The following is a 23,735-nucleotide window of genomic DNA, read 5'->3' as shown; positions in this document are numbered from 1 at the left end:
TCACCGTGGCTCGACGCGCTCATCTTGGGCACTGCTGGTGATCCTGGTGGCCAGTGCCACTGGCCGTCACGGCAGTGGCGCTTGCGCTGATGCGGCTGCTGGACGTTGCGAGCCCGTACCCGAAGGGCGTCCGAACACCTACGTTCAATCGCCCAGCTCGGAACCTCCTCCGCTCTAGCCGGCGGGCACACTCGATCCGACAGTGCCACCCGAACAGCCCCGCGGACATCGTCCTGCGGGGCTGTTCGCATGCCGATAAGTGCCGACCGATCCAGCGTCATGTCGCCATCAATACCGACATGAACCACGAATCGACTCACGCACCGGCATACCCCCAGGGGGTAATGTTGATCTTGTCGATCCGGTGATGACTTCCCGGATTCTCTGACGCCTTCACGCAATCCCCCCACAGCCTTGGAGAGAACTGTGACGACCGCGCACGCCGAACGGACGGTAGAAGCGCTCAGCGACGCTATTGAGCGAGCGCTACACGACAAGTACACCCTGGTCCACCTCGACCGGGCCGATTCGCTCTCTGCGGACGTCGTGGCAGCGCTGGTCAGCGGAGACAACCCGTGGGAGACCAAGGGCGGCGAGGCACTCACGGAGTGGGAGGGCGAGGCTCAATGGATCAACGCGTGCGACGTCGTAGACGAGCTGGCCAAGAACCACTTTCGCCTCTGGGAGCGGCAGGACGACGTCGACTATGAAGAGTTGCTGAAGGACGAGTGGCTCGGTAGCGATGCGCGGATAGTCCTGATCGAAACGGTGCAAGCGCGTGACGAGTCGAAGTGGTTCGGGGAACTGGTCAACCGCCACGGCGCCGTGCTGTTGAGGGTGACCATCAAGCAGATCAACGAAGACGCAGACCTCGGCTTCACCGCGCTTGAGCCCGAACAGTTCCTCGACCGAATGGGTTTCAGCCACACAGAGCACAACTTGCATCTCGCCGGTGAGGTGATCGACAACGCGTCGCCGGAATTCAGCGTGGCGATCGGCCAGGCGCTCATCGGCGTCGATCTGGCGACGGTCGTCCGCCTGCCAGCCAGCGGCACGGTAGAACTCCGCAATCCACATGTGTGGCTAGGCAACCCGTTCGCGGGGTCCGGTTGGTGCAGCGAGGAAGCGTTCACAGGAACGCTCACCGTGGACCGCAGCGACCTGAGGACCGACAAGGACGCGTTCGGCTGCTCCTGGGACGAGGTGGTCGGCGGCACATCACCGAGCACCTACACAGGTGAAATCGCGGCATCCGCGGACGTGCGGTAGGCCAGTCATCGCCTCAGCCGCGCTGCCCGGCGGTCGGAATGACCGCCGGGCCCTTCTGCTGACGGGGCCTTCAACGGACCGGCGCAGCCATGATCAATATGAGCTCTCGGCAGAGCAAGATAGGCAAAACCGAGTCGGTTTTGCCACGACCGCGGCGTCAGCTGGCAGACTGTCGGTAGGCAGCCCCCCACCGCTTGCCTCAGGCCGGCGGGCCGGTCATCGGGGGGTGGTCCAAGATGGACGTTGAGCACGATGCCGGCCACGACGCGGCACTGCCTTCGCCTCGTTATCGCGATCACTCGAAGTCCGGAACGCGCAAGCAGCGCGGCATACTGCGCTTCTCTGACGCGGAATGGGCACCAATCGTGACCGTGTCCGCAAAGGACGGATGGGTGCCGCAGGCCTGGGCTCAGCAGGTCGCGTTCGCTGTTGCATCCCGTCGCCTGGCAAGGGCGGCGGGCAGCGGCGCCGGAGTTGATGAGCACCTTGAATCGTTACGGGGCGCGCGACGTCTGCTGACGGTCATCGGCGGCGACATCCACGAGATTGCCAGAGAAGCGAACGCAAGAGGAGAGCTGCCGAGCGAGGCCGCGCTCGTCGAGATGCTGGCCATCCTCGGGCAACGCGTGCAGTCGCTGGACACGTGTATCGCCGCACTGCGTCCTGGGCTGATGCCATGATTGCCAAGGTGGTACGCGGCTATCGCCCGGCTGGTCTGTTGCGGTATCTGCTGGGGCCTGGCCTGCACGAGGAGCATCGGAACCCTCGCGTGGTGGCATCGTGGGACGACGCTAGCTGGGCACACCAGCCCGCCAAGATCGGCCCTGGGGAGTTCGATTTCGACCTCCGTGCGCTCACCACGACGATGCAGGAACTCGCGGCGCTTGCTGGCCTACCATTGAGCAATCCTCCAGCACTGACCGATGAGTGGCGGGAGCATCTGCTGTCTGGGGCGCCACCGCGGGCGGATGCGCCGGAATGGCTGACGCAATACCAGTACGACCCGCGTAAGCGCGCGGTCGTGCTGCGTCAAGGCTATGTGTGGCATTGCCCAGTGCGTCTGCACCCCGACGACCCAGTACTGAGCGATGCGCAGTGGGAGCACATCGCCAAGCGGTTGATGAAGGCCGTGGGGATTCACGACGAGGGATGCCGGTGGATCGCGGTGCGGCATGCCGACGACCACATCCATCTGATGGCGACGCTGGTGTCCGAGCGGACCGGTAAGCGTGTCTACCCGTTCCGGGACTTCGTGGCGTTGCGTGAGGAGTGTCGCGAGCTTGAGCGTGAACTTGGGTTGGTGCGAACCGCTGGAGCGGACAAGACCGCGTTGCAGGCTCCCACACGCAAGGAGAAGGGGAAGGCTGCCCGGCTAGGCGAGCGTGTGGGCTGGTTCCAGGACCGCGACGGCAGTGCTCTCACGCCGAAGGTGGTGCTGCGGCGTGCAGTGGGTCGACATGCCGCGGTGTGTCGGGACGGTGAGGAGTTCCTGGACGCGCTTGAGAGCGACGGCTTGTCGCCGGTCGTTCGGCGAGATGGCGAGGGTCGGATCGTGGGATACGCGGTTTCACTGCCTGGCGACGTGACCTCGGCTGGTGCATCGGTGCTGTACTCGGGGTCGAAGCTGGGTGCGGACTTGAGCTGGCCGAAACTGGAGACGAGGTGGCGCTCGGCGAGCGAGGCCGAGGATGGCAAGCTCGATCCGGAGGCGATTGATCCGGGATCGTTGGAGGGGCGCCGTGCGGCGTTGCAGGATGCGGCCCGTGTTGTCGAGCTGGCGCTGGCGGCGGTGCGCGGGAGTGAAGACGCCGAGGACGCCGGAGGGATCGCGCATGCGACTGGTGAGGTGCTGGTCGCGTTCGCCCAGGGGCGTGATGGTCGGGTGGCAGGGGAACTGACTGACCTAAGCGAGGTGTTTGACAGGGCGGCTCGTGTGCCCCATCGCGTCCTTCCATCGGTGCTGGGTCCGGCGGCGGCGGAGTTGCGGAGGACGGCTCGTCGAATCGGGGCGGTGGGCGTGCTGTCCGGCCGCGGGCGTGAGCGTGATGCGGCCGTGGCATTGGTGGTGGCGCTCGCCGCGCTCATCACCGAGATCGCAGCGTGGCAGGAGATGCGGGGCAGGGTGCATCAGGCTGCGGCTGCTCGTGTTGTAGCGCGTGGGTTGCGGCTGGAGAGGGATGCTGCTGTTCGTCGGCCAGCAGGGACTCCAGCGCGGCCGGCGCCTGGCCGCCGGGTGGCATGGGTTGCGGCGGAGCCGCAGGAGCGAGTGCCCAAGCCAGGTCCGCGGTCGCGTTGAGCGCAAGTGGCCATTGCACGCCTCCTCCTTTCGATTGGGCGCCGTTTGGGCCGTGCCGCCGAGACCGTGGTGCGAGTCAGTCGCCGAGGTCGTGTGCTGGCGCGTCACAACTGCAACGCATCGAGGCGGTGGCCGCAGCACGCATGGATTCCGTGGCTGACAAGGCAAAGGGCCTCCGCAATCAGAGACCATCCGTAAGCCTGCCACCGAAGGTGGCCGGTGCCGGTCAGGTATCCCGCGCAGAGCTCCGGCAACCGGGTGCGAACCTGAGTTAGCGCCGCCACGAGCACTGTCAGGGCAGTGGTGTTAGCAGGGTGGGGCGAGAGTGCGGCGACGCGCGCTCCTCGCGGCAAAGGCCACGCGGCGTTAGCTTGAGGTGTTGTCGACTGTCCGCGCCGCGGCGATATCGGTCGGCGGCGTATCGCGGCGTTTGCTTCACCACTTGCCGCGAAGCGAAGGCCGCACGTCCGCGAGGAACGTCTGCCACCGCAAGCCGGCCCAACGAGCGGCAAGCCGCACGACTAGCTCGGCGTTGCGCGGTGAGGCGACAGCCTCTAGCGCCGTGCGTACCTCTGACGTGGCCGATTCGTTGTCCCCAAACCGCTGGCGCATCCGTCTGTGGCGGGACACGTCGGTCACGAAGTCGACCAAGCGCTTCGGATCAGCGTGCATGAGCAGCATCTGCGGGTAGAAGGCCAGTAGGTAGTCCGGCGTATCGTCGCGCCACCCCCGCGCGCGACAGTCGTCCGCCCAGGCGTGCAAGGCGGCGCGGCATTCGGCGAGGCGAGCCGGTCCGAGCCCGGCCGACGCGGCGTCTACTCCCTCGGCGTGCGCGAGGTGGTAGACGGAAACTCCGTTTCTCTCAATCTTGGCGAAAATCCGCCTCGTAACGAACTCCTGGATCACCTGCTCGGGTGAGCCGGTCAGGTCGCGGAGATCCGGCACTGAAAGACCGCCGCCGGAAGCGGTGATCAGGCCGAGCACGTCTGGATCGGATGATCCACCGTTCAGGACCTTAGCCAGTTCTCGTTCCATGTCGACTCGAAGGTGTTGTGCGTGCGCGCTCGGGTTGAGATGGCGGACGATGCCTGCGGCGCGCAGGGTGTGGTGGTGGGGCAGGTCGCTGGGAAGCGGCGGATGGGGTCGCGTGCCGACAACAACGCGTAGCCCTCTTGGCACGTCGGCGGGTAGCAGTGCGGCGATGCTGTGGGTTACGGGCCCAGCTCCCGCTCCTCGGTCCTCGTCCAGGCCGTCGACGAGCAGGACCAGGTGCTCACCGCGAGCGAAGCAGGCTTGCGCCGCTTCCCCTAGAAGTTTGAGGAAGGTGGCATCGCGACCAGCCTCGGTCAAGAAGACCGGGCTTTCCCTACCGAGCATCACCAACAGCTGCTCGATCACGTTGTCGACGAACGCCGAGCGGTCGTCCTGGCCAGCTAAGCGTCCCGTGACGAAGAACGACACGACCCGTACTCCGGTCGGTGGGTGCAGTGCGAACCACGACAACAGCGCTGTTTTGCCGGACCAGGGCGCGGCCACTAGCTGGAGGTAGCCGGGCTCGCCATCGGAGGTGCAGAAGGCCGCCAGGTCCGCGAGTTCACGGTCCCGGTCGGCCAGCATCTGGGGGGCGATTCGCCGGATCTGGTTCAAGTAGCGAGACTGCACCGGAGAGAGTGCGACATCGTCGACGGTGCCGGCGTCGGCGGTTGAGTAGATCTCGACGTCGTCACCGACCTGGCTCTGCAGGTACGCACCGAGCCTGTCGAACAACGAACTCGCCTGCTCGTCGGACACCTCAAGGTTCTCGGCGTGCTCGATCACAATGCTGGCGTGCGCTGAGAGCAGTGCACAGAGCGGCCATTGGCCGACGTCCTGCGGCTGCAGTGGAAACAACCGGTTCACCAGTGCGGCAGCCCGTCTCGCCCACGCCCCGGCGCCGGGCCCTAGGTGCAACCGCGTCACCTGCGACACCAGGCGGTGCACGCTGATCCGGTCCGCGTCTGTCCTGGTGACGAGGTGGGTTCGGACCAACGCGCCCACCACGCGCTCGCGGTCGATCGAACGGACGGCGGCAGCCGCGAGCTCCGGTGGCAGGAGGTCGGGAACCGACAGCATCATGCCTAGGTCGATGTCCTCCGCGTCGAGGAAGGCGCACAACCTCAACAGCTGCAAGGCGGCGGGCTCGTCCTCGTCGAGCTGGTCGTAGTGCAGCAGCCAGGTCGTGGCGACGCTGGCCGGGTACCCGTCGACTGCCTCCGCGAGCAAGTGCCCCGCTGAGTCGCGGTCACGGTACAGCTCGAGGTACCTCGCGATCGGCAGGTCGTGCAGGTCGACGTAGGCCGTCGCCTGGACGAGTGCCAGCGCGAGATCGCCGAGTGCATGGGCCAGCGCGTCCGCGGCGGCCGGGTCACCGCGATCGACCCTGCCGGCTAGGAAGACCAACGACTCCTCGCGGGTGAAGCGAGCGATGTCGATCTGCACTGCTACCGCGCCCCACCCGCGGAATCGGCTAGTGATCAGCGTGGCACCCGATCCACTGGGGAGGAACGACCGGACGTCCTCAGGACTCGCGACGTTGTCGAACACGATCAGCCAGTCGGTGCGGCTTTGGAGTGCGGCGTGCACGTCCTCCACCGTCTGATCCTGGTCCGCCGACGGCGTCACCGCCAAAGCCGGTGCCAGGTCCGTGAAGTCTTCGACGAGCGTTGACTCCGTCTCCGCCCGGACCCACCAAGCGATGGCGTACCGTCCGGACGTCAGGCCTCGGTGTGCCAGTTCGAGGGCGATCGCCGACTTGCCTATACCGCCCAGTCCGTGCATCGCCGCGACCGCGACAGGCCCTCTCGCGAACTCGGCCTCGATGCGGTCGAAAACCGCGTCCCTGCCGACGAAAGACGGATTGCGGGGCGGCAGGTTGTGCAGGCGCCTTGCTCCCCCGGCGCACTCCGCAGGCACCTGGCCGGGTTCGCTGGATGACTGCCGCTGAAGAGCGACCGCGACGACGATGACCAGACCGACGAGAACCACAGTTGCGCCCCAGGTCCAACAGGGGTCATCTGTCCAGCGGGTGAAGCGGTCGGGAACCGTGTTGGTCGCCAGGTTCGTGGCCACAGCCAGCAATGCCACCAGAAGCGCGCTCAAGCCGGCGAGGAGGCCGAGCAATCTCGTGCGCCGTCTGTGACGCACGCGCTCACCTGCGGCCATGACAGGTCATCATCGCAGACGTCGGCCGGCGTGGGGCGAGGCTGGTCAACTCGCGGTGTACTCCGGCTCGTGCCGCTGGCGCATCATGTCCGTCAGCTCCTCGACGAAGACGGTGAGGCTCGGTAAAGACCACATCAGTGCGCCCGAGCGCTGGCGAGCCGCGCTGTTGGGTGATTCGGGTTTTCCCGGTCACGACTTCGTCCTGTAGCGGGTGGGTGCCTACGCTGGCTGGGATCGGGTGTCGTCCGGGGGAATGGCACCCTGGGTCTGGTCGCGCGGGTAGGTGCCAGGACGTAGCGGTCGGCGTGGGACGACGCCGACCGTTCGGGACCGCCGACGGGGTCGGTCGGGTCCACTCCCCCGCCTGGCCTGGGCGCCGCGCGTTGTGAGCCCACGCCAGTACGCACCACGCTGGTGAATGGGCGCTGGGACGCTGCAGGCAGCGAATCGGCGCCTGTCCGGCAGCCACACCGTCGGGGGGACGATGAGCGACGACGCACCTGGATTGGGGCTATCGGCGCAGGAAATCCATACGTGGACCCAACTCGTGATCGGGTTGGCCACGGTGTCGTCACTCGCGCGACGACACCTTGAACGTGCCCGGCTGGAACGCCTCGCGTTCGCCGACGCCGAGCACGCGGCGCGGATGTATGAACAGAGTCTTCACCCTCCGCTGCGGCAAATGAACGCCGAGGAACACCAGGCGTGGCAGCGTCGTGTCCCGCGGGAGCTGGCCGGGCCGCACCGTGGCGAGCCGCTGACCGTGTGGACGGCGTGGATGGCCGACGCGCTAGGGGCTCCTACCGGCGAGTGGGGCGTTGAGGCGCACAGTTGGAGTCCTGACGGGCACGCAACATCGTCGTTGTGGGTGGTGTGCCGGGATGCGGAGGATGCCATCGGGATGCAGGCGTACCTGCGGAAGTTCGGTACGGCCGAGGATCTTGGGCGCCTGCGGTACCTGGCGGGTGTCGGCGAGGGGCGGTTCATGGAGTCCCCACAGGTGACCGGAATGGAGACCGTCAGGCCGCGCTCAACCTCGCCGCTTCCACCACGTTGGCAGCAGAACTTCAAGCAGTTCGAGGCGGCGCTGCGAGCGCTGTTGCCTGCTCACGCGGAGGACATCCTTCACCCACTCAGCTTCGGCGAAGAGTTCGACGCTGCCAGGGAACTGCGACGCCTGGTGGACAACGAGGTGAGGCAGTCGGGAGTGACCCCGTACACGTTGGCCAAAGCCGTGGCGACCGTTCCTCGCTGGAACGCCAGCGAGGGGGTGCGCAATCCGTCGGCGCTCGCGATCTGGGCCATCAAGCGCGTGCGATCGTCCGGCGGCTACGAGCGCCTTGCGGAACAGTCTGCTCGACCTGGCTCCGCGCCTGCCGTCGAGGCCAGCACATCGCAGGATGCGGCCGAGAAACGCTCCGCAGCGGCGACCCGCCTGAGGGAGGTCCGCACGGTCGCCCAGGCCAAGAAGTGGGCCGAGCGCCTGGACCCGCGGAGCACGGAGCACCGCATCGAGGCGAAGCAGGGGTTTGGTGAGTGGGGTCCAGAGGTCGACGCTGTTCTGGCAGCAAAGTTCCCGAGCCTGGTGCCGCAGGCCCTCGCGGCGGCGAAGAAGACGCAGGACAAGCAGGCTGCTGTCGTCGTGGCGGTGGAGGGGAAAGCCGTCGATGGTGCTGTGTCCCCCGCCGCTGCGGATTCGTCCACTGTGGATGATGCAGCGATTCGTGCACCGGAGCCGAGCGCGCAGAAGCTGGCCGAGATGGCGGAGTGGGTGGACACCCTCGATCCCAAGAGGGGCATGGACAAAACGTTTGCCCGTACCACACTCGGCCGGTCCGGGGTCGAGATAGATCGGCTGCTGGCAGCCAAGTTTGACATGGTCGATCACGAGACCGCGACGAAGAAGGCCAAGGAAGACGACGCGTTCGCGATCAGGCTGACGGAGCTGTATCCGGACGGACTGCCCGATCCGACCGCAGAGGCGGAGGCCGCTGCATGGCGCGGTCGTGCGGACGGAGACGAGCAGCAGGCCGCCGCGCACCTGACCACACCTGACGATCGTCACACGCCGGAGCGCGAGGACGTCACCGGGGCCGAGCAGGCGGCCACGGATCACGCAGTAGCTGCCGTTCACCGCGGAATCAGCTCCGCCGTTGCGAAGCGCTCCGCGGTGCCGCGCCAGGCCGTCGCAGCACGGCCACCGGCCACTCGGTGAACGTCGCGCGGTCGCAGCGCACCATTCGGATAGACCAGGGGGAAGTCCATGACAGAGGCCATCAAGTCGACGGTCGTGATGCCGCCGCCGCAAGACGGCGCCCGAGATCCCGTGGACGGACGCCCTACGCCAGACCCGGCAGCCACAACGACGGTGCCAGCAGCGGTGCCGGTGCCGCGCCCAGGCGACGCTGGCGAGCCAGCGGTGCCCGTGGAGGCGGAGGAGGCTCCGGATGCGGCATGGGATCTGTTCGGGGACGACTTCGCCAACCACGTCTCGGGCCTGGCTCGCGATGCGGACGCCGCCGAGCGCAGCGCACGGGAGCAGTTGTCGCGTGGGCACGGCGTCGACATGGCGGTCGCGCTGCGTGCGCTCGCGGCCGAGGCTCGCCAGCGCGGCCGCGACGACGGGGTGATCGGGTCGGCGCTGCGTGGTCTGGGCATCGATGTCACGGCGGCGCATCTCGACGCGGTGGCCGACCAGATGGCCGCAATCGGCAAATTCGACCTGGTCGAGGTCATCGGTCCGGGCGACGAGACTACGGGCGATGAGGACCTGGTGGCGTCCGCGCGTGCCGATGCCGTCGACCAGTTCGACCTTCTCGCCAAGAATCATCTGACGCCCGAGCTCGCCACGGAGGTGCCCCAGCCGCCAGCCGACCTGGCAGACGAGCGATTCCCGCTGGATCTGCAGGAGCGTGATCTGCGGACTCGCGGGCTGCTCGCGATCACGTGGCGGCGGCAGATCGACGAGGTACGTCAGTCCGATCCCAGCAACCTGCCGGTACAGCGCGCGCTCGCGCTGGCCGTTCTCCTGATCGAGGACCGCTCGGAACGCGGCTCCTTTCCCATGACCCAGTTCGCGCGCACGATCGTGGGGACCGACTCGACTCCGCTGCACACCGGGGCCCGGCTGCGGCAGCTCGCAGCCTTGCTCGACGAGCACTTGCCTGATCGCCGGGTACAGAGCCAGGTGCTCAGTGCGGTCGACGGTCTCTCACCGGCCGGGAAGCTGTCGGCGGTTGCGCGCGAGATCGAAAGGATCGCCACCGCTCCCGCTGAGCGGGCCCAGGCACGCGTTGCCGGTGCGTTCGTCACCGCGAAGCAGCGGGCTGTCCGTGATCGCGAGCGTGGCGGATCAGCATCCGCCCCGGTTGTCCCTTCCCAGGCGGCTGCTGTGGCAGCCGGCTCATACGCAGCGGCGCTCGACTCGGCCACCGGCCCCACGGAGGCTGCTGGCACCAGTTCGCCCGACGAGACGTCGACCCAGTTCGATCCTGATCTGCCGATGGAACAGGCGCTGCTGGGAAGCCTGCTCAACGCGCCGGCCGCAATCGGGAAGATCGAGAAACTTCTGGGCGCTCGTGACTTTTCTAATCCCGAGATGCGCGTGGTGTACGAGGCGCTGCGGGCGCTCAATCGCAGCGGCGGGCTCTACGACGTCGTGTCCATGCCGACGGAGGCTAAGCGTCTGAGCGCGGCGCAGGAGAACCACGTCAAGCTGTTCGAGGCGCTGCAGAGATCGCTCGTGCCGCACAGTCTGTCCAGAAGGGACATTCAGCGGCTCGTGGCCGAGATCAACGCGGCAGCCCCTGCGGCGAGCGTTCCGTTCCGAGGCGTGTTCGATCCCGCCGCGCAGTTCCGCTTGGCGCGCAAGGTGTGGGAGACCGGATTCTCCCGGCGGCTGGCCGCAATGGCAGTGCAAATGGATCGCGGGAAACCGCTGATCTCTCCGGAGCGACTGGTGCCGGACCGCTCGGCGCGCTCGGCGCGCTCGGCGCGGAACTTGGCGGCGACCCTGACGACGATCGACGGACAACTGGACGCGATGTCGGCGCAGTTGGCCTCCGCAGTGCGGCGGTCTGGTGTGGACGCCGATGGGCAGCAGGCTGCTTCCGCTGTGATCGAAGCGTCACGGTCGTGGCGCATGCCTGATCCCCTGCGGCCGGTTCTCGCGCCGTTGCGTCACCGCGCCGAGCGGCACGTCCTGCATCTGGCGCTGCACGCCGGGCACATGGAGTCGATTCCGCAGGCGATCCTGGACCTGCAGCCGGAGCACTTCGGCAGTGAGCGTCACGCGAACCTGTGGCGGACGATCAAGGATGTGCAGAGCAGAGGGGAACCGGTGAACTGGGTCTCGGTGCACTGGGAGACCCGTGCCCCGGACTTCGCGCACCGGCCGATGCCCAGCGTCAAGGAGCTCGCGAAGCTGGGGGCACCGCCCGAGGTCGACCACGGTAAGGTCCGCCGATCGCTGGGGCTGGTGGTGTCGTCTGCCTTGGCGCGCGCCAAGGCAGACGTGCAGGGCGCACTGGTGGGCCTTGCCGACACGTCGACAGTGCCGACCGAGGCCGGGATCGCGGCGGCGCAGTCGCAGGTGCGGAACCTCCGCGCACAGGCCACCACGGCGGCTGAACAGCTCGAGCAGACCAGCGCGATGCGCGCGAGTACGCGGCCGCACCCCCCACGGCTCCATCCCGGTGAGCCGTTGACTCGAGTAGGAGGGCCCCGAGCATGATCAGCCGCGCCACCATGGACGAGCACGTCGCCGCAGGCCGGGCTCAGCGCTGGACGCATGAGCTCGGCCCTGGTCGGCTGGTTCCCCAAGCCGTGCTGCTCGACGGCACATGGTTCACGGTCAGCGAGGGAGAGGACGACTTTCAGGAGGCGTCTGCGGAGCTCGCCGCTGAGCTGACAACGGGACTGACCGCAGCCACGTCGTTCGACGCGCTCTTTGCTGCAGGCGACCTGGGCTCGGACCTGCCCACCCACCAGGCATGAGGAGGCACGATGGTCAGCAACGTTGAGATGATGAGCCGAGCGCAAATGACCGCGCTGGTAGACGAGGGACGCGGACAACGGCACCGTGTCGCCGAGGCGGTCCTGATTGAGGGCCGGTGGTGGGCTGTTCGCGTTGACGACGACGTGTACCGGCCGGTGTCGCAAGAGACCGGGGCCGAGCTGGACAGCATGCAGACGCTCATGATCGCGTCCGAGGAGAAGGTGGCGCGTGCACGGTCGGCGTTGTCGCCATGACCGGGCCCGTGATCGTCGCGAGTGCGGCGTGGTACGCCGAGCGGGCCATGCTAGGCGCCGTAATCAGACAACCGGAGCTGGTTACCGGCACGACCCCGTTGACGGTCGAGGAGTTCGGATCCCCTGAGCACGCGGCGGTGTGGGCTGCGGTGCTCGGCGTGCAGCGTGAGTCCGGGCAGGTTCGTGACCCTGCTGACGTCGCGCTGGCGCCGGCCGTTCCCGCGCGGGTTCTGCAGAACGCCACGGTCGTGGCCGAGGCCGTGGAGTCCAGGCGATTCAGTGAGACAGACGTCGTGCACCCGCGCCGGTTGATGCACGAGGTGCTCGCGGCCGCGCCGTCGAACATCTTCGATGTCGCGTCGTACGAGGTGGTCGTGCGCGAGGCAGCCGGTCGGCGTCGCCTCGACGGGCTAGGGCTGCGGCCGGCTGCTCCCAGCGACGGCATCACCGGCGATCTCGGCGCTGCGGGCATGACGTCGCAGGAGTTGGCGGACCGCAAGCGGGTCCTGAGCAACGTCTACCGGGAGGCACGTGAAGAGAGCCGCAGTCACGCCGGCCCAGGTTCCACTCCAGCGTCCAACCTGGCCGATCCGACCACGCCGCTTCCAAAACGGCTCGTCGACCGTCAGGAGGATGTGCTGATCCGTGCGATGCTGGCCGACCCCGCCGCGCGGGAGAGGAACCTCCTGGAGCTGTTCCAGCCTGAGGACTTTGGCTTGGCGAGGCACGGATCGGCTTGGCGTGCCATGCAGATCGCGTTCGAGCGTCACGGACAGCTCAGGCCGATTACCGTCGCCTGGGAGTCAGAGAAGCTCTCCACTCTCACCGCGTTGAGCGTCATGGAACTGACCGCCATGACCCGCGAACGTCCTACTGATCTCGCACTGGCTGTCGTTGTCGTCGCCCGTGCGGCGTGGACGCGATACAACGACATCCCTGGCCGCGCCCGTGCTGGTGACGACACAGCGCCGCACGCTCGCGCCGATCGGGTGCCGCACAACGTCGTCGGCCCGGTAGACCCAAGGAGACGAGCCGCGACCGAACATGGGTCCGCCGCGGCGGTCAGCCGCAGCTGACGACACACAGGTCCTGCTCCGATCCGGGAAGACCTCCGCAATCTCACACTCCGCAAGGGTGAAGACGCCGGTCCGGTGGGGCACACGGCGGTGCCTTAAGAGGAGCGCCCTGACCGGCGTCGCCGCGGAAGGCGCCGTACACAAGAAGCCGGGCGCGCGAAATTCGGATTCCACGTGAATTGAGAGGAACCCGACTTGCGCGCATTAGGCGACGGCCCACACTTCGACCGGCAGGTTTCGGAAGCGTGGGCCGCTGCGCCGTGAATTCACGTGAACATCCGGCAGAGTGGGTACTGACGGCCTAATTGCGCGAGATCCTCCCTTCTAGTCGGGTCATGAATGCCGGTGGCGAGTCAGCAGTAGCCGACCGCGCACGCATACGTGACCTTGCCTCGACCCTGCAGGTCCCAGTGGTCGGTCAGGTTCGTGACTCCGCCCATGACGCGGATCTCCTTGTAGCTGGCGAAGGGCCAGTACGAGAAACGCACCTTGATCCGACCGTCGTACGAGCTGCAGTGGTTGTAGTAGGCCTTCTCGTTCGTGTCCCAGCCCGAGAAGTAGAAGCCGCAGCTCGCGGTGCTGTAGCTGCTGCCTGAGCCGGGCCCCTGCTCCGCGTCAGTGCGCCCGTGGACCTGCGCGGACGCGGTCGACGCGAGTCCTGTCGCGAGAGTGGCGGCGACAGCGAGCGTGGCCGCACCGCGAGCAAGGAATGAGTTCTTCACGATTTCCCCCCGATTGCATCACTGACATCGCGGGTGGCGCGTGACTGTTGGTGATTCGCGCCGGATTCCCCGCGTGCTGACCTCAAGAAAAGTCGAGGGTCTTCGTCGTGGTCAAGACGTGGGGGAAAGTATCCGAATTACCACCTCGACGGGAGTCCGCCGGGTATCACTGTTGCGTACTGCGTTGACGTGAATACATCTTGTTACAACACCGGTTAGCGTCAGAAAGGCGGTTTGTCATTTATCCGCGCGGCGATCCGTCCCTCAGTCTCTTCACGCGGCCGCCGCGCGTTGCGTGCGATGAGCGTGGCGGGACGCGGCGAAGGCGGCCTGCACAAGTCGAGGTCGCACACGTAGGGCGAGGGCGAGCCTGGTTCGGATCGGCACGGGAAGAGCACCGGTGCGTTCGAACGTGGCGATCGACCCGGCGCCGATGCCGAGGTTGGCGGCGAGCAGTTCTCCTGTCTCCTCCTGCGCTCCCAGCGCGCCGGCTTCCCACCATTCGAGCCGCTGTGGAGTGATCCGCAGCCGCTGGGCGAGTTCTGCGCGGGTGAGCGCACGCAACTCGCGCAGGTTCGTCAGCGTCGGGGGTGCGGTCAGCGGGTGCTGCAGTTGCGCGGGAGTCACGCGCAAGACCTCGGCGACGCTGCGCAGAACGCGCGCGGTGATCGGCGTTACTCCGCGCTCCAACCGGGATACCGCGTCGTTGGCGGCATGTATCTGCTCTCCGAGTTCGGCTTGGGTGAGGCCGGCGCGCTGCCGGTGGTGGATCATCGCCTTGCGATCGAAGTTCGGGACCTCTCGGCGGGCAGGCATGAACGTGTTCCCCCTGGGTGGTGATGTGCTCGCGCAGACGGCCGCCTCGAACGTCCAGGGACGCTGGACAGACCGGCGCGCTGACGGGTTCTTCAGCCGCGCGGGCGACTTGAGCTGGGCGAGATGCTCGGGTCCGCGTCGACACGCGGACCCACGAGAGTCAGCTTCGCCCGGCCCGGTTGGGCGGCAGGTGGGGGCGCTTGGCTGACGGCGGCCACGACGGCGCGCACGAGTCCCGCATGTACCGGCGGCAGGGTGCGCACGACCTCCGGGTCCTGCGCGTGCAGCTTGGCGATTCGCCGGGATATCTCGTTGCGGGCGTTCTTCTCGGCCTCGGGGAGTTTGCCCCGTGGCGCGGTGGGATGGATTAGCCGGTTGAGGAACCGCTCTGCCGCGCGATGCAAGGGGCTCGGCGGATAGGTGGGGCCGTCGCCGCTTGAGCGTTGCTGGTCGTGCCACGAGGCGTCGGGCACGAGGTCCTTCAGAACGTGGGCCCGGCCGCTGTCGAGCAGGGCGATCGCGGACGGGGTCTCGGCCTGGATCCTGGCGATGCGGGCGGCGGCGCGCGAGGTGTCGCTGATCCCGCGCCCGTCCATCTGGCTGTGGTCGAACTGAGGCAGGGCGGTGCGAACCGCGAACTCGTCGATCAGCACTGCGAGCCTGTCGGCTGCTTCCTGCGTTCGTTGCCGCTCGGCGGCGGACTCGTCGTGAGCTCGCAGGGTCGGGACCACCAGCCCTTCGGTGGCTGCAAGGCCGCGCGCGACCTCTCGCATGTCCTCTGCGAGCGCCGAGACGTCCTGCAGTGGCAGCGTCGCGGTGGAGATCGAGCCTTCCATGTCGAGAGCCCGCAGGTCGCTGTGTCCGTTCGTCCGTGCGATCGCGACGGCTTCGTCATACCGCGTTGCCTGGACAGCCAGGTGCTCACACAGCCCCGCGACGTAGTGCTGCTGGTCGAGTCCTTCCTCGAAGCCTGGCGTCGGCCCCTGCCGCATGGCGCGCTCGTACGCATCCAGGGCGCCGCTGACGTCGAGCGGTCGTAGTGAGGAGGGCGCCAATCGAGCGTCGACGAGGCGCTGGGTGAGCAGTTCGGCGTGGTCCTCGCCGGCGTTGCGGTAGTGGTGATCGATCAGCGAGTCACGGGCGTCGCGGGCCAGCGTGCCGAGCATGCTCTCCACGCGCTGAGCCAGGGGCTCGGGCGGCGGCGGCTGGATCACCGGAAGCCCGGCGAACGGCACGACGGTGGATTCACCAGTGGGTGTGGTCATGAGGACTTCCTGTTCTGATCGGACGTAGTCCGGTTGGAATCAGGAAGCGGGGGCTGATCCTTTGCTCCTGCAAGGCGTTGCGCTGCACAGGAACGGTACTGCGATGGGCTGGCTTCCCAGCGGGTTCAGACTTTAGGTTGTTTCGGGTCGCGCGGTCCACCGAACACGCGGGTGGCGACCCATCGGCCTCCTTTCGCCTGCAGAGAGATCTGGCGGATCAGCTGGCCCGACTGGGGTGCCTCGATCATCTGCTGGTCGCCGATGTAGAGGGCGACGTGGTCTTTCTCGCCGTCCTCGTTCCAGTCCCAGAACAGAAGGTCGCCGGGCTGTAACTGGTCGGCGCGGACGGTCTGCGCGCGGGTGCTGTTGTACTGGTCGTCGGCCACGCGCGGAAGCTCGATCTGCCGCGAGGTGCCGACGTAGAACGCGTACCGCACGAGCGACGAGCAGTCGAAGCCGACGACGTGGGTGTCTGGGGGCGCGCCCAGGGTGGGCTTCTCAAGCCCGCCGCCACCCCAGGAGTACATGGTCTTGTTCACGTGCGTGGCGGCCGCTGCGATGACGTCCTTGGCCTCTCCCGAGCCGCGGAGCACCTGCGCGTACTTGGTGACCGCGAGTTGGCGGATCTCGCGGACGTAGTCCTGGGTTTCTGCGATCGGAGGGATTCCGCCACTGTCGAGAACCCGCCCTGGGCCCGCGTTGTAGCTGGCCAGCGCCAAGCTGATCGCATCGCCGTTTAGGCCCGGTCGCTTCTCCACGAACGACACCAGGTAGTCCATGTAGGCCGTTTGCGATGCGATGGCGTCCGCGCCGTTGCGAGTGTCGGCACGGCCGTCACCGTCACCGTCGCGGCCCCACTCTGTCCACGTCGTCGGGATGAACTGCGCGGGCCCGTCCGCGCCTGAGTCGTCGTTGTGCGCGTCGAGCCGCCATTCGCTCTCGACCTCGAGTTGTGCGGCCAGAATCGGTGCGGGCAGCTTGGGGTACTTCGCGGCGGCGGCCTGCAACGGCCCGCACGCCCACGCCGGAACCCCCGAACAGGTCAGGGAGATCCCGCTCCAGTCCAGGCCTCCCCTAGACGCCGTTGCGGTCGTCGAGTTCTCCTGCGCGCCGATCATCAGCGTCATAAGAACCACCACGATCATCCCGAGGGGCAGCAGTAGAGCCGCGAACCCGAGCCTGCCGGCGTTCACGGCGACTCCGCGCCGGATTCGGAGTCCGCGAGGCGCACGTCGGTGACACGCCAACCCGAGTCCTCACGCCCCAACGCGCAATAGATGACCACTGTGGACAGCGCCTGGCTCCAGCCCGCGTCCCCGACCGCAACCCGTGTCGCCACCGCACCGGCGCCGGCACTGCCCTCGCGCGGTGCCGGTGGGTCGTCGCGCACCGGCACCGTGGTGACCTCGACACGGCCGCGGCGTGCCGCCACCATGTTCCACGTCGTGGTGCTGCGCCCCTCTGCGCTGAGGCGCGACGCGAGCTCGGGCGTGCCGAACCGCTTAGCCGCCCGTTGGCGAGCCTGGCCCGGTCCTTGGTCGCGTGTCGTGTCGAAGGCCAGCGAGGCCGCCGCGAAGTCCGAGCAGACCTGCTGAATCTCCGGCGGAACCGCCGTTGGTGTCCCCGCGGGCACGGGTGCCTGCGCGTCCGGTGCCGTGCCGCTGGGATCGCGCGAGCATCCCGTGAGCGCACAGGCGGCGAATGTGACGAGCAGCGCAAAGCGGGTGAAGTCTGGTACAGCCATGATCGTCCCCCTCGATCATCAGGTGATTCTTGGTGGCGTGCGGTCGTCCCCCGACGTGCCGCACGCGGCGTTCACCTCACGGACACGGTGTAGGCGAGCAAGTCCTTGTCCAAGTTCGTGCGGTCGAGAGCACCGGCTTCACGAGTCGGCTCGACCCCCGGATGCCGCAGCGCGACGACCAGCCACGTGGCGACCTGCCGCGGTGGCGGAACGAGCGCGAGTCCGAAGTAGGTGGGGACGCGGGGTTGCTCGCCCTCGTAGCACACCTGCCAGGACCACCCCTGCCGCTCCGTCCACATCAGCCGTACCCATTCCGCCTCGGACTCGGTGCCTGCGGGCGCCGGTTCGGTGATGGTCATCTGGCCACGCCGAAGTGGCACCGACTCGACCACGACGTCAGCGACGGCAACGTCCAATCCGTGGAGTTCGGTCACGACCGCCTGCACGTACCGGGCGTGAGTCGACGCCTCGGGCATATCACGATCTTGGCTTGTCATACGGATTCTTCCTCTCGTGCGGTCAGCCCAAAGTCACCGGACACCACGGCTCGCGTACAGCGCTACCACATCCGTGACCGGGTCCCAGCCTGTGACGCTCTGGGGGCCACTCGTGCGACGTGACCAGCGCTCAGTCAACCTGGCTGGTCGGCGTGGGCGCGGCACGCTGGCGGCGGAGCCCTTGGACGCCTCACTGAGAACGCCTTGGTCGAGGACCGCTGGCTTCGTTGCCGTGCCGTGCCGTAGTGGGAGTATGGCGTCGTGAACCGGGGCAAGAAGTTCCGGCTCGCTGGGCGCGCCTGAAGTGTTTCGTTGCGGCTGCGGGAGTGCCGGTGGACGGCCGGGATCGCCGTAGGTCCTGAGCAGGTCGTCGTAGATCGGGTTGAGCGACGGCCTCGCCGTCGGCCGCGCCGGGACGGTGGGCTGCATCTCCAACTCCTTCAGGGCCTGGGTCAGCTCCGCCACGCGTTCTGCGGGAGGACTGGCTGCAGATATCTGGATAGTCGACGAGTGCAGGTCCACAGTGGACACTTTGCCGGTGTGTACCGCGTACCCCAGCTGTGCCGCTTCGTTGACTAGATCTATCCATTGCGCGACGGTCTGGTGCAGGTCCCTCGCACCGCTGTCACTGATGGCGCCTGTACGGGATGTGTCGCGTGAGAAGAGATCCGCGGGTTCTCGCGGAGGTAGCTGCACGCCGGGAGCGACTGGCTGATCCGCCGCAACGGCACGCGGTTCGTCACTGGCAGGGGCGTCGGTGCCGGGTGCCAAGGCAGCGCTGTCACCGCTGGATGGCCGGGTTTCGGCCTCCTGGGAAGAGGCAGGAGGGACTGAGACAACAGTGCCGTTGACGACGGCTTCTCCCAGTTCCCCGACCCAAAACTCCCACGGGTCAGGGTCCTCGTCATCGGCCGCCAGGTGATCACCGCTGTCGCCTGCGCTTTCGGGCGCTTCCTCCGCATCGTGGTCACCTTCCGCCTGGGGTTCTCCGCCTGACGCCTCGGGCTCGGGGTCAGCGGTGCGATCAGCCGCGCCGGTCGTGACGAGATCAGGTGCCGCCGGCGGATCGGGCATCGTGAGCGAGAGCGACGTGCCGGGATCTGCCGTGTCTAGCGGGAGCCCATCGACTGCCGCAGAGGTGAGGTCTTCTCCGTCAGCGAGGGCTGCTCGCCAGTCGTAGTCATCATCGGCACCCAGAGATGCCGGCGGCGCGGTGATGGTCTCGTGCTCGCCGAGTGCGTCGTCGGCGAACTCATGCAGCTCCGAGTCGGCGTCGTGCACGGCGATCGTGTGCGTGTCCTCAGGCTGCTCAAGGGCAGGCATGTTGCCGTGATAGTGCTCGCCCTGCTTGGCCTGCTCGGGCGCAACCTCGGCTGGTTCTCGCAGCGACCGTGGTGGCGGCAGAAACTCCTGCTGTGACTGCTCCCCGATCGGTTCGGGGCGCGGGTCGGCCGCTTCAGGAGCCTGGCCAGGTGGAGCGAGGATTGCCGCGAGCTGCTCGAACAGCATGGCCGTGGCCGTCTGGTCGTCAACCGCGAACGGGACTGTGATCACCTTCAGCTCTGGGTCGTAACGCGGGACCTGCGCGGACCTGGCCTTGACGACAGACAAGTTGTGCTGCTGTGCCCGTTCCTCGAGTTGCTTCCAGGACATACCCACGCGTAGGAGCGCGGGAGCGTTAGCCACTGGCGAGGCCTGTCCGGGCACGCTGGCAGTGGACGCGAGGTCGGACTGGGGTCCTGGACTCTCTGCCTGCGCACCCGCCCTGTCGGTCTGCGCCGTGTCGGTCTGCTTGCTGACTGTAGCGATCTGCTGCGCGTCGCTCTGCGCCTCGGCGGCCTCGATCGGGTCCGCCGACCGATCGGTGGACGCGGGGTCGTGGGTGATGCCGCTGAACGATCGCAACGAGCCTGGTGGCACGACGCGGGGTACGCGCGACTGGTCATCGCGCTCGATCTTCCAGAGCAGCTCGCGGGTGGGATCCGTCCCCCGCACCTCACCACCGAGGTCGACGTGGCTGATCATGTCGGCACGCGCCGTGATCCGCACCGCGTTGTCCGTGTCGGTGTGCGGATCAAGGATTAGGTCCCCAACACGGAGTTCCCGCCAGGGCACTTCGTGCGTCGCCGGATCGGGGAGAAGCGCGAGCAGCTCGTGGACCGCGGTGATTGTTGACCCGTAGGTACGAGCATCACGGCCGCCGGCCTCGTCGAACAACGACGCTGTTGCGCGTCGCGCTAGGGCACGGGTCGCCGAGCCCGGCCGTGTGGAGCCGAGCACGTCCAGTGCGTTGTCGACCACGGCCCGCTGCACCAGACGGATGATTCGCTCGAGGCCTTGCTCGACTTGGTCCCGCAGCTCGGCCTCGTCGAGCGCGCGATAGCCGATCTCGGCTTCTCGCAGCAGGGTCAGGGCTCTGTCGGTGTCGAGGATCAGCTCGCGCAGTGGATCGGACAAACCCGCCGCGACCCAGCTGCCGAAGTCCTCGTTGGTCAAGGTCCCGTCACGATGCGGGGGGCCACTGGTCGTGCGGATCGTCACGCTGCGGGGGCTCCACTCGAACCACATCCCCGAGCCGTCGTGGACGCTCTTCACGCCAGCTCCCCACCAGTCCGGGTGGTATGCCTGCCCGGACACGACGGCCCGAACCATGCGGGTGAACTCCCAATCGGCCATCCGCAGCACTACGGCCGCGACGTCGCCGTTGGTCAGCGGATCGCCCTTCGGACGCTGCTTTGGTGTGGTCTCGGCGGCGATGATGCGGAGCTTGGGTTCGAGCTTGTACAGCTCTACCGAGGCCGCCGAGAATGCGTGCTCCGCGGCAGCGAAACCGACTCCATGGGTCAGGACCACCGCCGGGAGCTTGATGCCCTCGGCGTCGATGCGATCCAGCGTCCACCACCACGGTCCTGCGCCCTTCCGCCGCGGCGCTTCTTGGCCGTCGCGGCCAATGACGAGCCGGAACCTGCCCCGTTCCTCACGAACGAAGGCCTCCACCGCAGAGCCCAGATGCTCGCCGGCCCCGTCGGGGACATGTGTGAGCTCGCGGCCGTCGTGCAGCCTGAGGACCATGCCCTGGTCGGCGGGGGCGCCGAGGTCTGGCACGACTGCCGCAGTGCCGTCCGCAGCATCGCTGGGAGCGACACTGATCGAAGGTGCGGCCTCCTTGTTGTCATTAACAGTGGCGGCCTCGGCGGGCACTGGGTGCGCAGGTGCGGTCTCGGCTGCCGCAGTGTCAGGGATCGCCTCCCTAGCCGCTTGTCCAGCAGGGTCAACGGCTACCAGAGCAGGAGTGGTGGGAGTCGGTGCGGCGCTGTCGTGTGCCTCGTCTGGTTCCAGGCCGAACATTGACATCTGGTCGCCACTCGCGGTGGCCATCCGCCGCTGTTCCCGGCCTGGGATGAGGAAACCGCCGTGCTCGGCCATGTGATCGCTCAGCGCGTTCAGGCTCTCAACGACGTCACCGGCCGGGACCCCGCGCAAGATGCCGCCGAGCAGGTCCACGCCCTGTGACCGATGTGTGAATTCGTCCGCGACCGCGGCGAGCATCGTCGCCATCGAGATGCCTCGGCCGTAGGAGATCTCGGCCCGTGCCCGCTCATCGGGGTTCATCTGCTGGTCGTGCGCGACGCCGTAGATCGCATCCCGGACCGTCCAAGAGACGACCTGTCCGAGCAGATCCTCTCCCCCAGGCTCAAGCGCGCGCCACAGCGCGCGCAGGGCCGCAGACGAGTCGGGCAGCTCCAGCAGCGCCGCACGGACCAGGTCTGGATCGGCGCCGGCGAACAGGTCGCGGGCCACCGTGCGAGCCGGAGAGGCCTCGTCATCGGCGGCGGGCAAGACCGCCGCAAGCGCCTCCGTGTCGATCGGGAATGGCAGGTCCAGGCCCGCGGTCTGGGCCATGGCCTGGCAAAGCTGGAGAAGATGCTCGCCGACATCGGTCAGGCGCACGTCGCGCAATGCCTGCCCGGCGTCGTCGGCAAGGCCGCCGCGCCTGCGGATCTCCCAGCCCAGTGCGAACAGAGTGAACACAAGCGGGCCAGCGTTGGTCGACGGATTCGCGGGTTCGGTGTCGAGCTGACCTTGACCATGAACCGCGCTGAACGTGTCCCGCAGGATCGCCACAGCCCGCGGATCGACGACCTGCCCCAGGTTGGCGGGCAGTCGCCTGACGAGACGCTGGCCGGGGCGCAGCCCGTCACCGCCGCTGCGCTGGAGGGTCTCGCGCAGACCTGCGGACTGCAGCGCGTCCAGCACGGCGGTCGCGCGAGCGTGAGCCAGCGGCCACGGCTGCGCCACGGTCCGCTCCAGGCGGCCGGCGACGAACCGCAACTGGTCGGACAAGCCACGGCCTTGCGGGTATCGGCCTAGCGGCGCGGGATCACCGGAGCGTTGTGCCGCCGCTGTGTCGATCGCGTCAGCGATCTGCCGCATACGGCCCGCCGTGTGCAGTGGCGCGCGGTCGTTGCCCGCTACCTTGCGCACCGTCGCGGCCGTGTCGAAACCGCGCTTGGTCTTCAGCAGGTGATCAGTTACGCGAAGAGCCAACCGCGTCGGCGCGTTCTCTGGCGCGGCAGGGAGCTCTCCCTCCCAGGTCGCGAGCCGGTTCCGCAACGTCACCGGGTCGGCAACGTCACCGGGGGTGACCTCGAACGGCAAGTCGCCAAGCAGTTCTGCAACCGACGGCATGCTCTCGGGCGGAGGTCCGAAAAGCTGCGCGGCGGGGACGGAGCCGTAGAGCTCGGCCAGCTCGTCGAACCGTCCTTCCACCTGATCCGCCTCAGCGACGAACCGTTCGGCCAGGTCCCACGCCGCGTCCTCGTGTGTCCTGGTGGCCACGCGCAGTGTCACCCAGTCCTTCCCGCGCAGGACCTGGTGGTGCACGCGGTACAGGCCGTTGGCTTGGCGGTAGGCGCCGATGTCGGCCTCGTCGGTCAATACGCCGCGCACCTGCGGCTGCGTCTGCGCGCCTGTCTGATCCTGTGGCCGCGTTCCGGCCAGCGCAGCAGGCAGTTCCTGTGCGGCGGCCGACAAGACGGCCCCCGTCAGCTCGGGCGCCCCAGCTTGCGCTTCGGCTTCCCTGGCGCGCAACTGGAAGACGACGTCCGTCAAGCCGAAGCCGTTGATGTGACTCAACGTGCGGCTGTTGACCAGCAGTATTCGCTGGTCATGAAGCGGCAGCAGCGGTGCCTTCGAGTGCTGGGTGGTGGGCCGGAAGTGCCGCACCGTGTAGCCATGCGTCTCGGCCTCGCGTACGAGGGCGACGAACCACGAGCGCGTCGTGGGCTCGAACCCGTCGGCGCCCGCGACGAAGACCTGGCCGGTGCCCGGTTCTTGCCGCAGGAGCCTCCGGATGCCCCGCTCGCCTTGCGGACCTCGCGCGCGCATCTTGAGCAGCTCGTCGATCTTCGAGGCGGGCACGCTGGTGACGGCCTGGGCGAGCGCGGCATCGGCACTGTGGTCCATGACGGTGCCCGCGGGCAGTCCGCGCAGCAGGTGCGAGTCGTCTGGGCGACCATCGCTGAACAACGCTCCCTGTCCCGCACCACCGGTCAAGTCAAGCGGTTCCAACCTCGGCGACGACTGAACGACGGAAGCA

The 23,735-nt window shown here is 67.8% G+C and carries 16 protein-coding genes (1 of these 16 running past the window's edge); 8 read left to right on the top strand and 8 right to left on the bottom strand.

The annotated features are described in order from the left end of the window. Positions 1-426: 426 nt before the first annotated feature. From ACIQF0_RS01885 to ACIQF0_RS01875, 3 genes are all read left to right on the top strand, one after another. Positions 427-1,269 carry a hypothetical protein gene (locus tag ACIQF0_RS01885; protein ID WP_401023476.1) on the top strand — a complete coding sequence of 281 codons (843 nt, stop codon included), beginning with the start codon at positions 427-429 and terminating at the stop codon, positions 1,267-1,269. Positions 1,270-1,505: 236 nt separating this feature from the next. Continuing rightward, positions 1,506-1,949, top strand: a complete 444-nt coding sequence (locus ACIQF0_RS01880; protein WP_401023474.1) for a hypothetical protein — start codon at positions 1,506-1,508, stop codon at positions 1,947-1,949. Then, a complete protein-coding gene (locus tag ACIQF0_RS01875; protein WP_401023472.1) occupies positions 1,946-3,565 on the top strand; it encodes a relaxase/mobilization nuclease domain-containing protein in 1,620 nt (539 codons plus the stop codon). Before ACIQF0_RS01880 ends, ACIQF0_RS01875 begins: the two co-directional genes overlap by 4 nt. Positions 3,566-4,000: 435 nt before the next feature. On the opposite strand, the gene ACIQF0_RS01870 is transcribed toward ACIQF0_RS01875, so the two are convergent. Then, positions 4,001-6,748: an NB-ARC domain-containing protein gene (locus ACIQF0_RS01870; protein WP_401023470.1), complete on the bottom strand. Its 2,748-nt coding sequence runs from the start codon at positions 6,746-6,748 to the stop codon at positions 4,001-4,003. Between the two features lie 502 nt (positions 6,749-7,250). Here ACIQF0_RS01870 and ACIQF0_RS01865 point away from each other — a divergent pair. From ACIQF0_RS01865 to ACIQF0_RS01845, 5 genes are read left to right on the top strand one after another with little or no spacing between them, the layout of a single operon-like run. Further along, on the top strand, positions 7,251-8,981 hold the full coding sequence (locus ACIQF0_RS01865) for a hypothetical protein (RefSeq protein WP_401023469.1): 1,731 nt from the start codon (positions 7,251-7,253) through the stop codon (positions 8,979-8,981). Between the two features lie 48 nt (positions 8,982-9,029). Continuing rightward, positions 9,030-11,498, top strand: a complete 2,469-nt coding sequence (locus ACIQF0_RS01860) for a DnaB-like helicase N-terminal domain-containing protein (RefSeq protein WP_401023467.1) — start codon at positions 9,030-9,032, stop codon at positions 11,496-11,498. Then, complete coding sequence (locus ACIQF0_RS01855) at positions 11,495-11,761, top strand: hypothetical protein (protein ID WP_401023465.1); 267 nt, start codon at positions 11,495-11,497, stop codon at positions 11,759-11,761. The genes ACIQF0_RS01860 and ACIQF0_RS01855 overlap by 4 nt, the downstream gene beginning before the upstream one ends. 9 nt (positions 11,762-11,770) lie before the next feature. After that, positions 11,771-12,016, top strand: a complete 246-nt coding sequence (locus tag ACIQF0_RS01850; protein WP_401023463.1) for a hypothetical protein — start codon at positions 11,771-11,773, stop codon at positions 12,014-12,016. Next, complete coding sequence (locus ACIQF0_RS01845) at positions 12,013-13,092, top strand: hypothetical protein (RefSeq protein ID WP_401023461.1); 1,080 nt, start codon at positions 12,013-12,015, stop codon at positions 13,090-13,092. The genes ACIQF0_RS01850 and ACIQF0_RS01845 overlap by 4 nt, the downstream gene beginning before the upstream one ends. 353 nt (positions 13,093-13,445) lie before the next feature. Here the strand turns inward: ACIQF0_RS01845 and ACIQF0_RS01840 are convergent, their stop codons facing one another. From ACIQF0_RS01840 to ACIQF0_RS01810, 7 genes are all read right to left on the bottom strand, one after another. Then, positions 13,446-13,814: a DUF6355 family natural product biosynthesis protein gene (locus ACIQF0_RS01840; RefSeq protein ID WP_401023460.1), complete on the bottom strand. Its 369-nt coding sequence runs from the start codon at positions 13,812-13,814 to the stop codon at positions 13,446-13,448. Positions 13,815-14,087: 273 nt separating this feature from the next. Continuing rightward, positions 14,088-14,630: a helix-turn-helix domain-containing protein gene (locus ACIQF0_RS01835; protein WP_401023458.1), complete on the bottom strand. Its 543-nt coding sequence runs from the start codon at positions 14,628-14,630 to the stop codon at positions 14,088-14,090. A gap of 92 nt (positions 14,631-14,722) precedes the next feature. Further along, on the bottom strand, positions 14,723-15,895 hold the full coding sequence (locus ACIQF0_RS01830) for a hypothetical protein (RefSeq protein ID WP_401023457.1): 1,173 nt from the start codon (positions 15,893-15,895) through the stop codon (positions 14,723-14,725). Positions 15,896-16,020: 125 nt separating this feature from the next. Continuing rightward, positions 16,021-17,088, bottom strand: coding sequence for an NlpC/P60 family protein (locus tag ACIQF0_RS01825; protein WP_401023455.1), 1,068 nt, complete (start codon positions 17,086-17,088; stop codon positions 16,021-16,023). Next, positions 17,085-17,639, bottom strand: a complete 555-nt coding sequence (locus tag ACIQF0_RS01820; RefSeq protein WP_401023453.1) for a hypothetical protein — start codon at positions 17,637-17,639, stop codon at positions 17,085-17,087. The genes ACIQF0_RS01825 and ACIQF0_RS01820 overlap by 4 nt, the downstream gene beginning before the upstream one ends. A gap of 71 nt (positions 17,640-17,710) precedes the next feature. Beyond that, the gene (locus tag ACIQF0_RS01815; RefSeq protein ID WP_401023452.1) at positions 17,711-18,115 is read right to left on the bottom strand and encodes a DUF6292 family protein; all 405 of its coding nucleotides are present in this window, start codon (positions 18,113-18,115) and stop codon (positions 17,711-17,713) included. 54 nt (positions 18,116-18,169) lie between these two features. Next, positions 18,170-23,735, bottom strand: the end of a protein-coding gene (locus ACIQF0_RS01810) for a UvrD-helicase domain-containing protein (RefSeq protein WP_401027649.1). It continues 21,695 nt past the right edge of the window; 5,566 of the gene's 27,261 nt are visible here — the last part of the coding sequence; the start codon falls outside the window, past its right edge; it ends in the stop codon at positions 18,170-18,172.

The organism is Lentzea sp. NPDC092896, assembly GCF_044754905.1.
Lineage (GTDB): Bacteria > Actinomycetota > Actinomycetes > Mycobacteriales > Pseudonocardiaceae > Lentzea.
The sequence above is the reverse complement of the archived record's forward strand: the minus strand, read 5'-3'. Positions and strand labels throughout refer to the sequence as shown.

Excerpts from the sequence above, each read along its gene's own strand:
- ACIQF0_RS01835 (WP_401023458.1), bottom strand. The coding sequence starts at position 14,630 with ATGCCTGCCCGCCGAGAGGTCCCGAACTTCGATCGCAAGGCGATGATC.
- ACIQF0_RS01850 (WP_401023463.1), top strand. The coding sequence starts at position 11,771 with ATGGTCAGCAACGTTGAGATGATGAGCCGAGCGCAAATGACCGCGCTG.
- ACIQF0_RS01880 (WP_401023474.1), top strand. The coding sequence starts at position 1,506 with ATGGACGTTGAGCACGATGCCGGCCACGACGCGGCACTGCCTTCGCCT.
- ACIQF0_RS01865 (WP_401023469.1), top strand. The coding sequence starts at position 7,251 with ATGAGCGACGACGCACCTGGATTGGGGCTATCGGCGCAGGAAATCCAT.
- ACIQF0_RS01820 (WP_401023453.1), bottom strand. The coding sequence starts at position 17,639 with ATGGCTGTACCAGACTTCACCCGCTTTGCGCTGCTCGTCACATTCGCC.
- ACIQF0_RS01855 (WP_401023465.1), top strand. The coding sequence starts at position 11,495 with ATGATCAGCCGCGCCACCATGGACGAGCACGTCGCCGCAGGCCGGGCT.
- ACIQF0_RS01815 (WP_401023452.1), bottom strand. The coding sequence starts at position 18,115 with ATGCCCGAGGCGTCGACTCACGCCCGGTACGTGCAGGCGGTCGTGACC.
- ACIQF0_RS01830 (WP_401023457.1), bottom strand. The coding sequence starts at position 15,895 with ATGACCACACCCACTGGTGAATCCACCGTCGTGCCGTTCGCCGGGCTT.
- ACIQF0_RS01845 (WP_401023461.1), top strand. The coding sequence starts at position 12,013 with ATGACCGGGCCCGTGATCGTCGCGAGTGCGGCGTGGTACGCCGAGCGG.
- ACIQF0_RS01875 (WP_401023472.1), top strand. The coding sequence starts at position 1,946 with ATGATTGCCAAGGTGGTACGCGGCTATCGCCCGGCTGGTCTGTTGCGG.
- ACIQF0_RS01860 (WP_401023467.1), top strand. The coding sequence starts at position 9,030 with ATGACAGAGGCCATCAAGTCGACGGTCGTGATGCCGCCGCCGCAAGAC.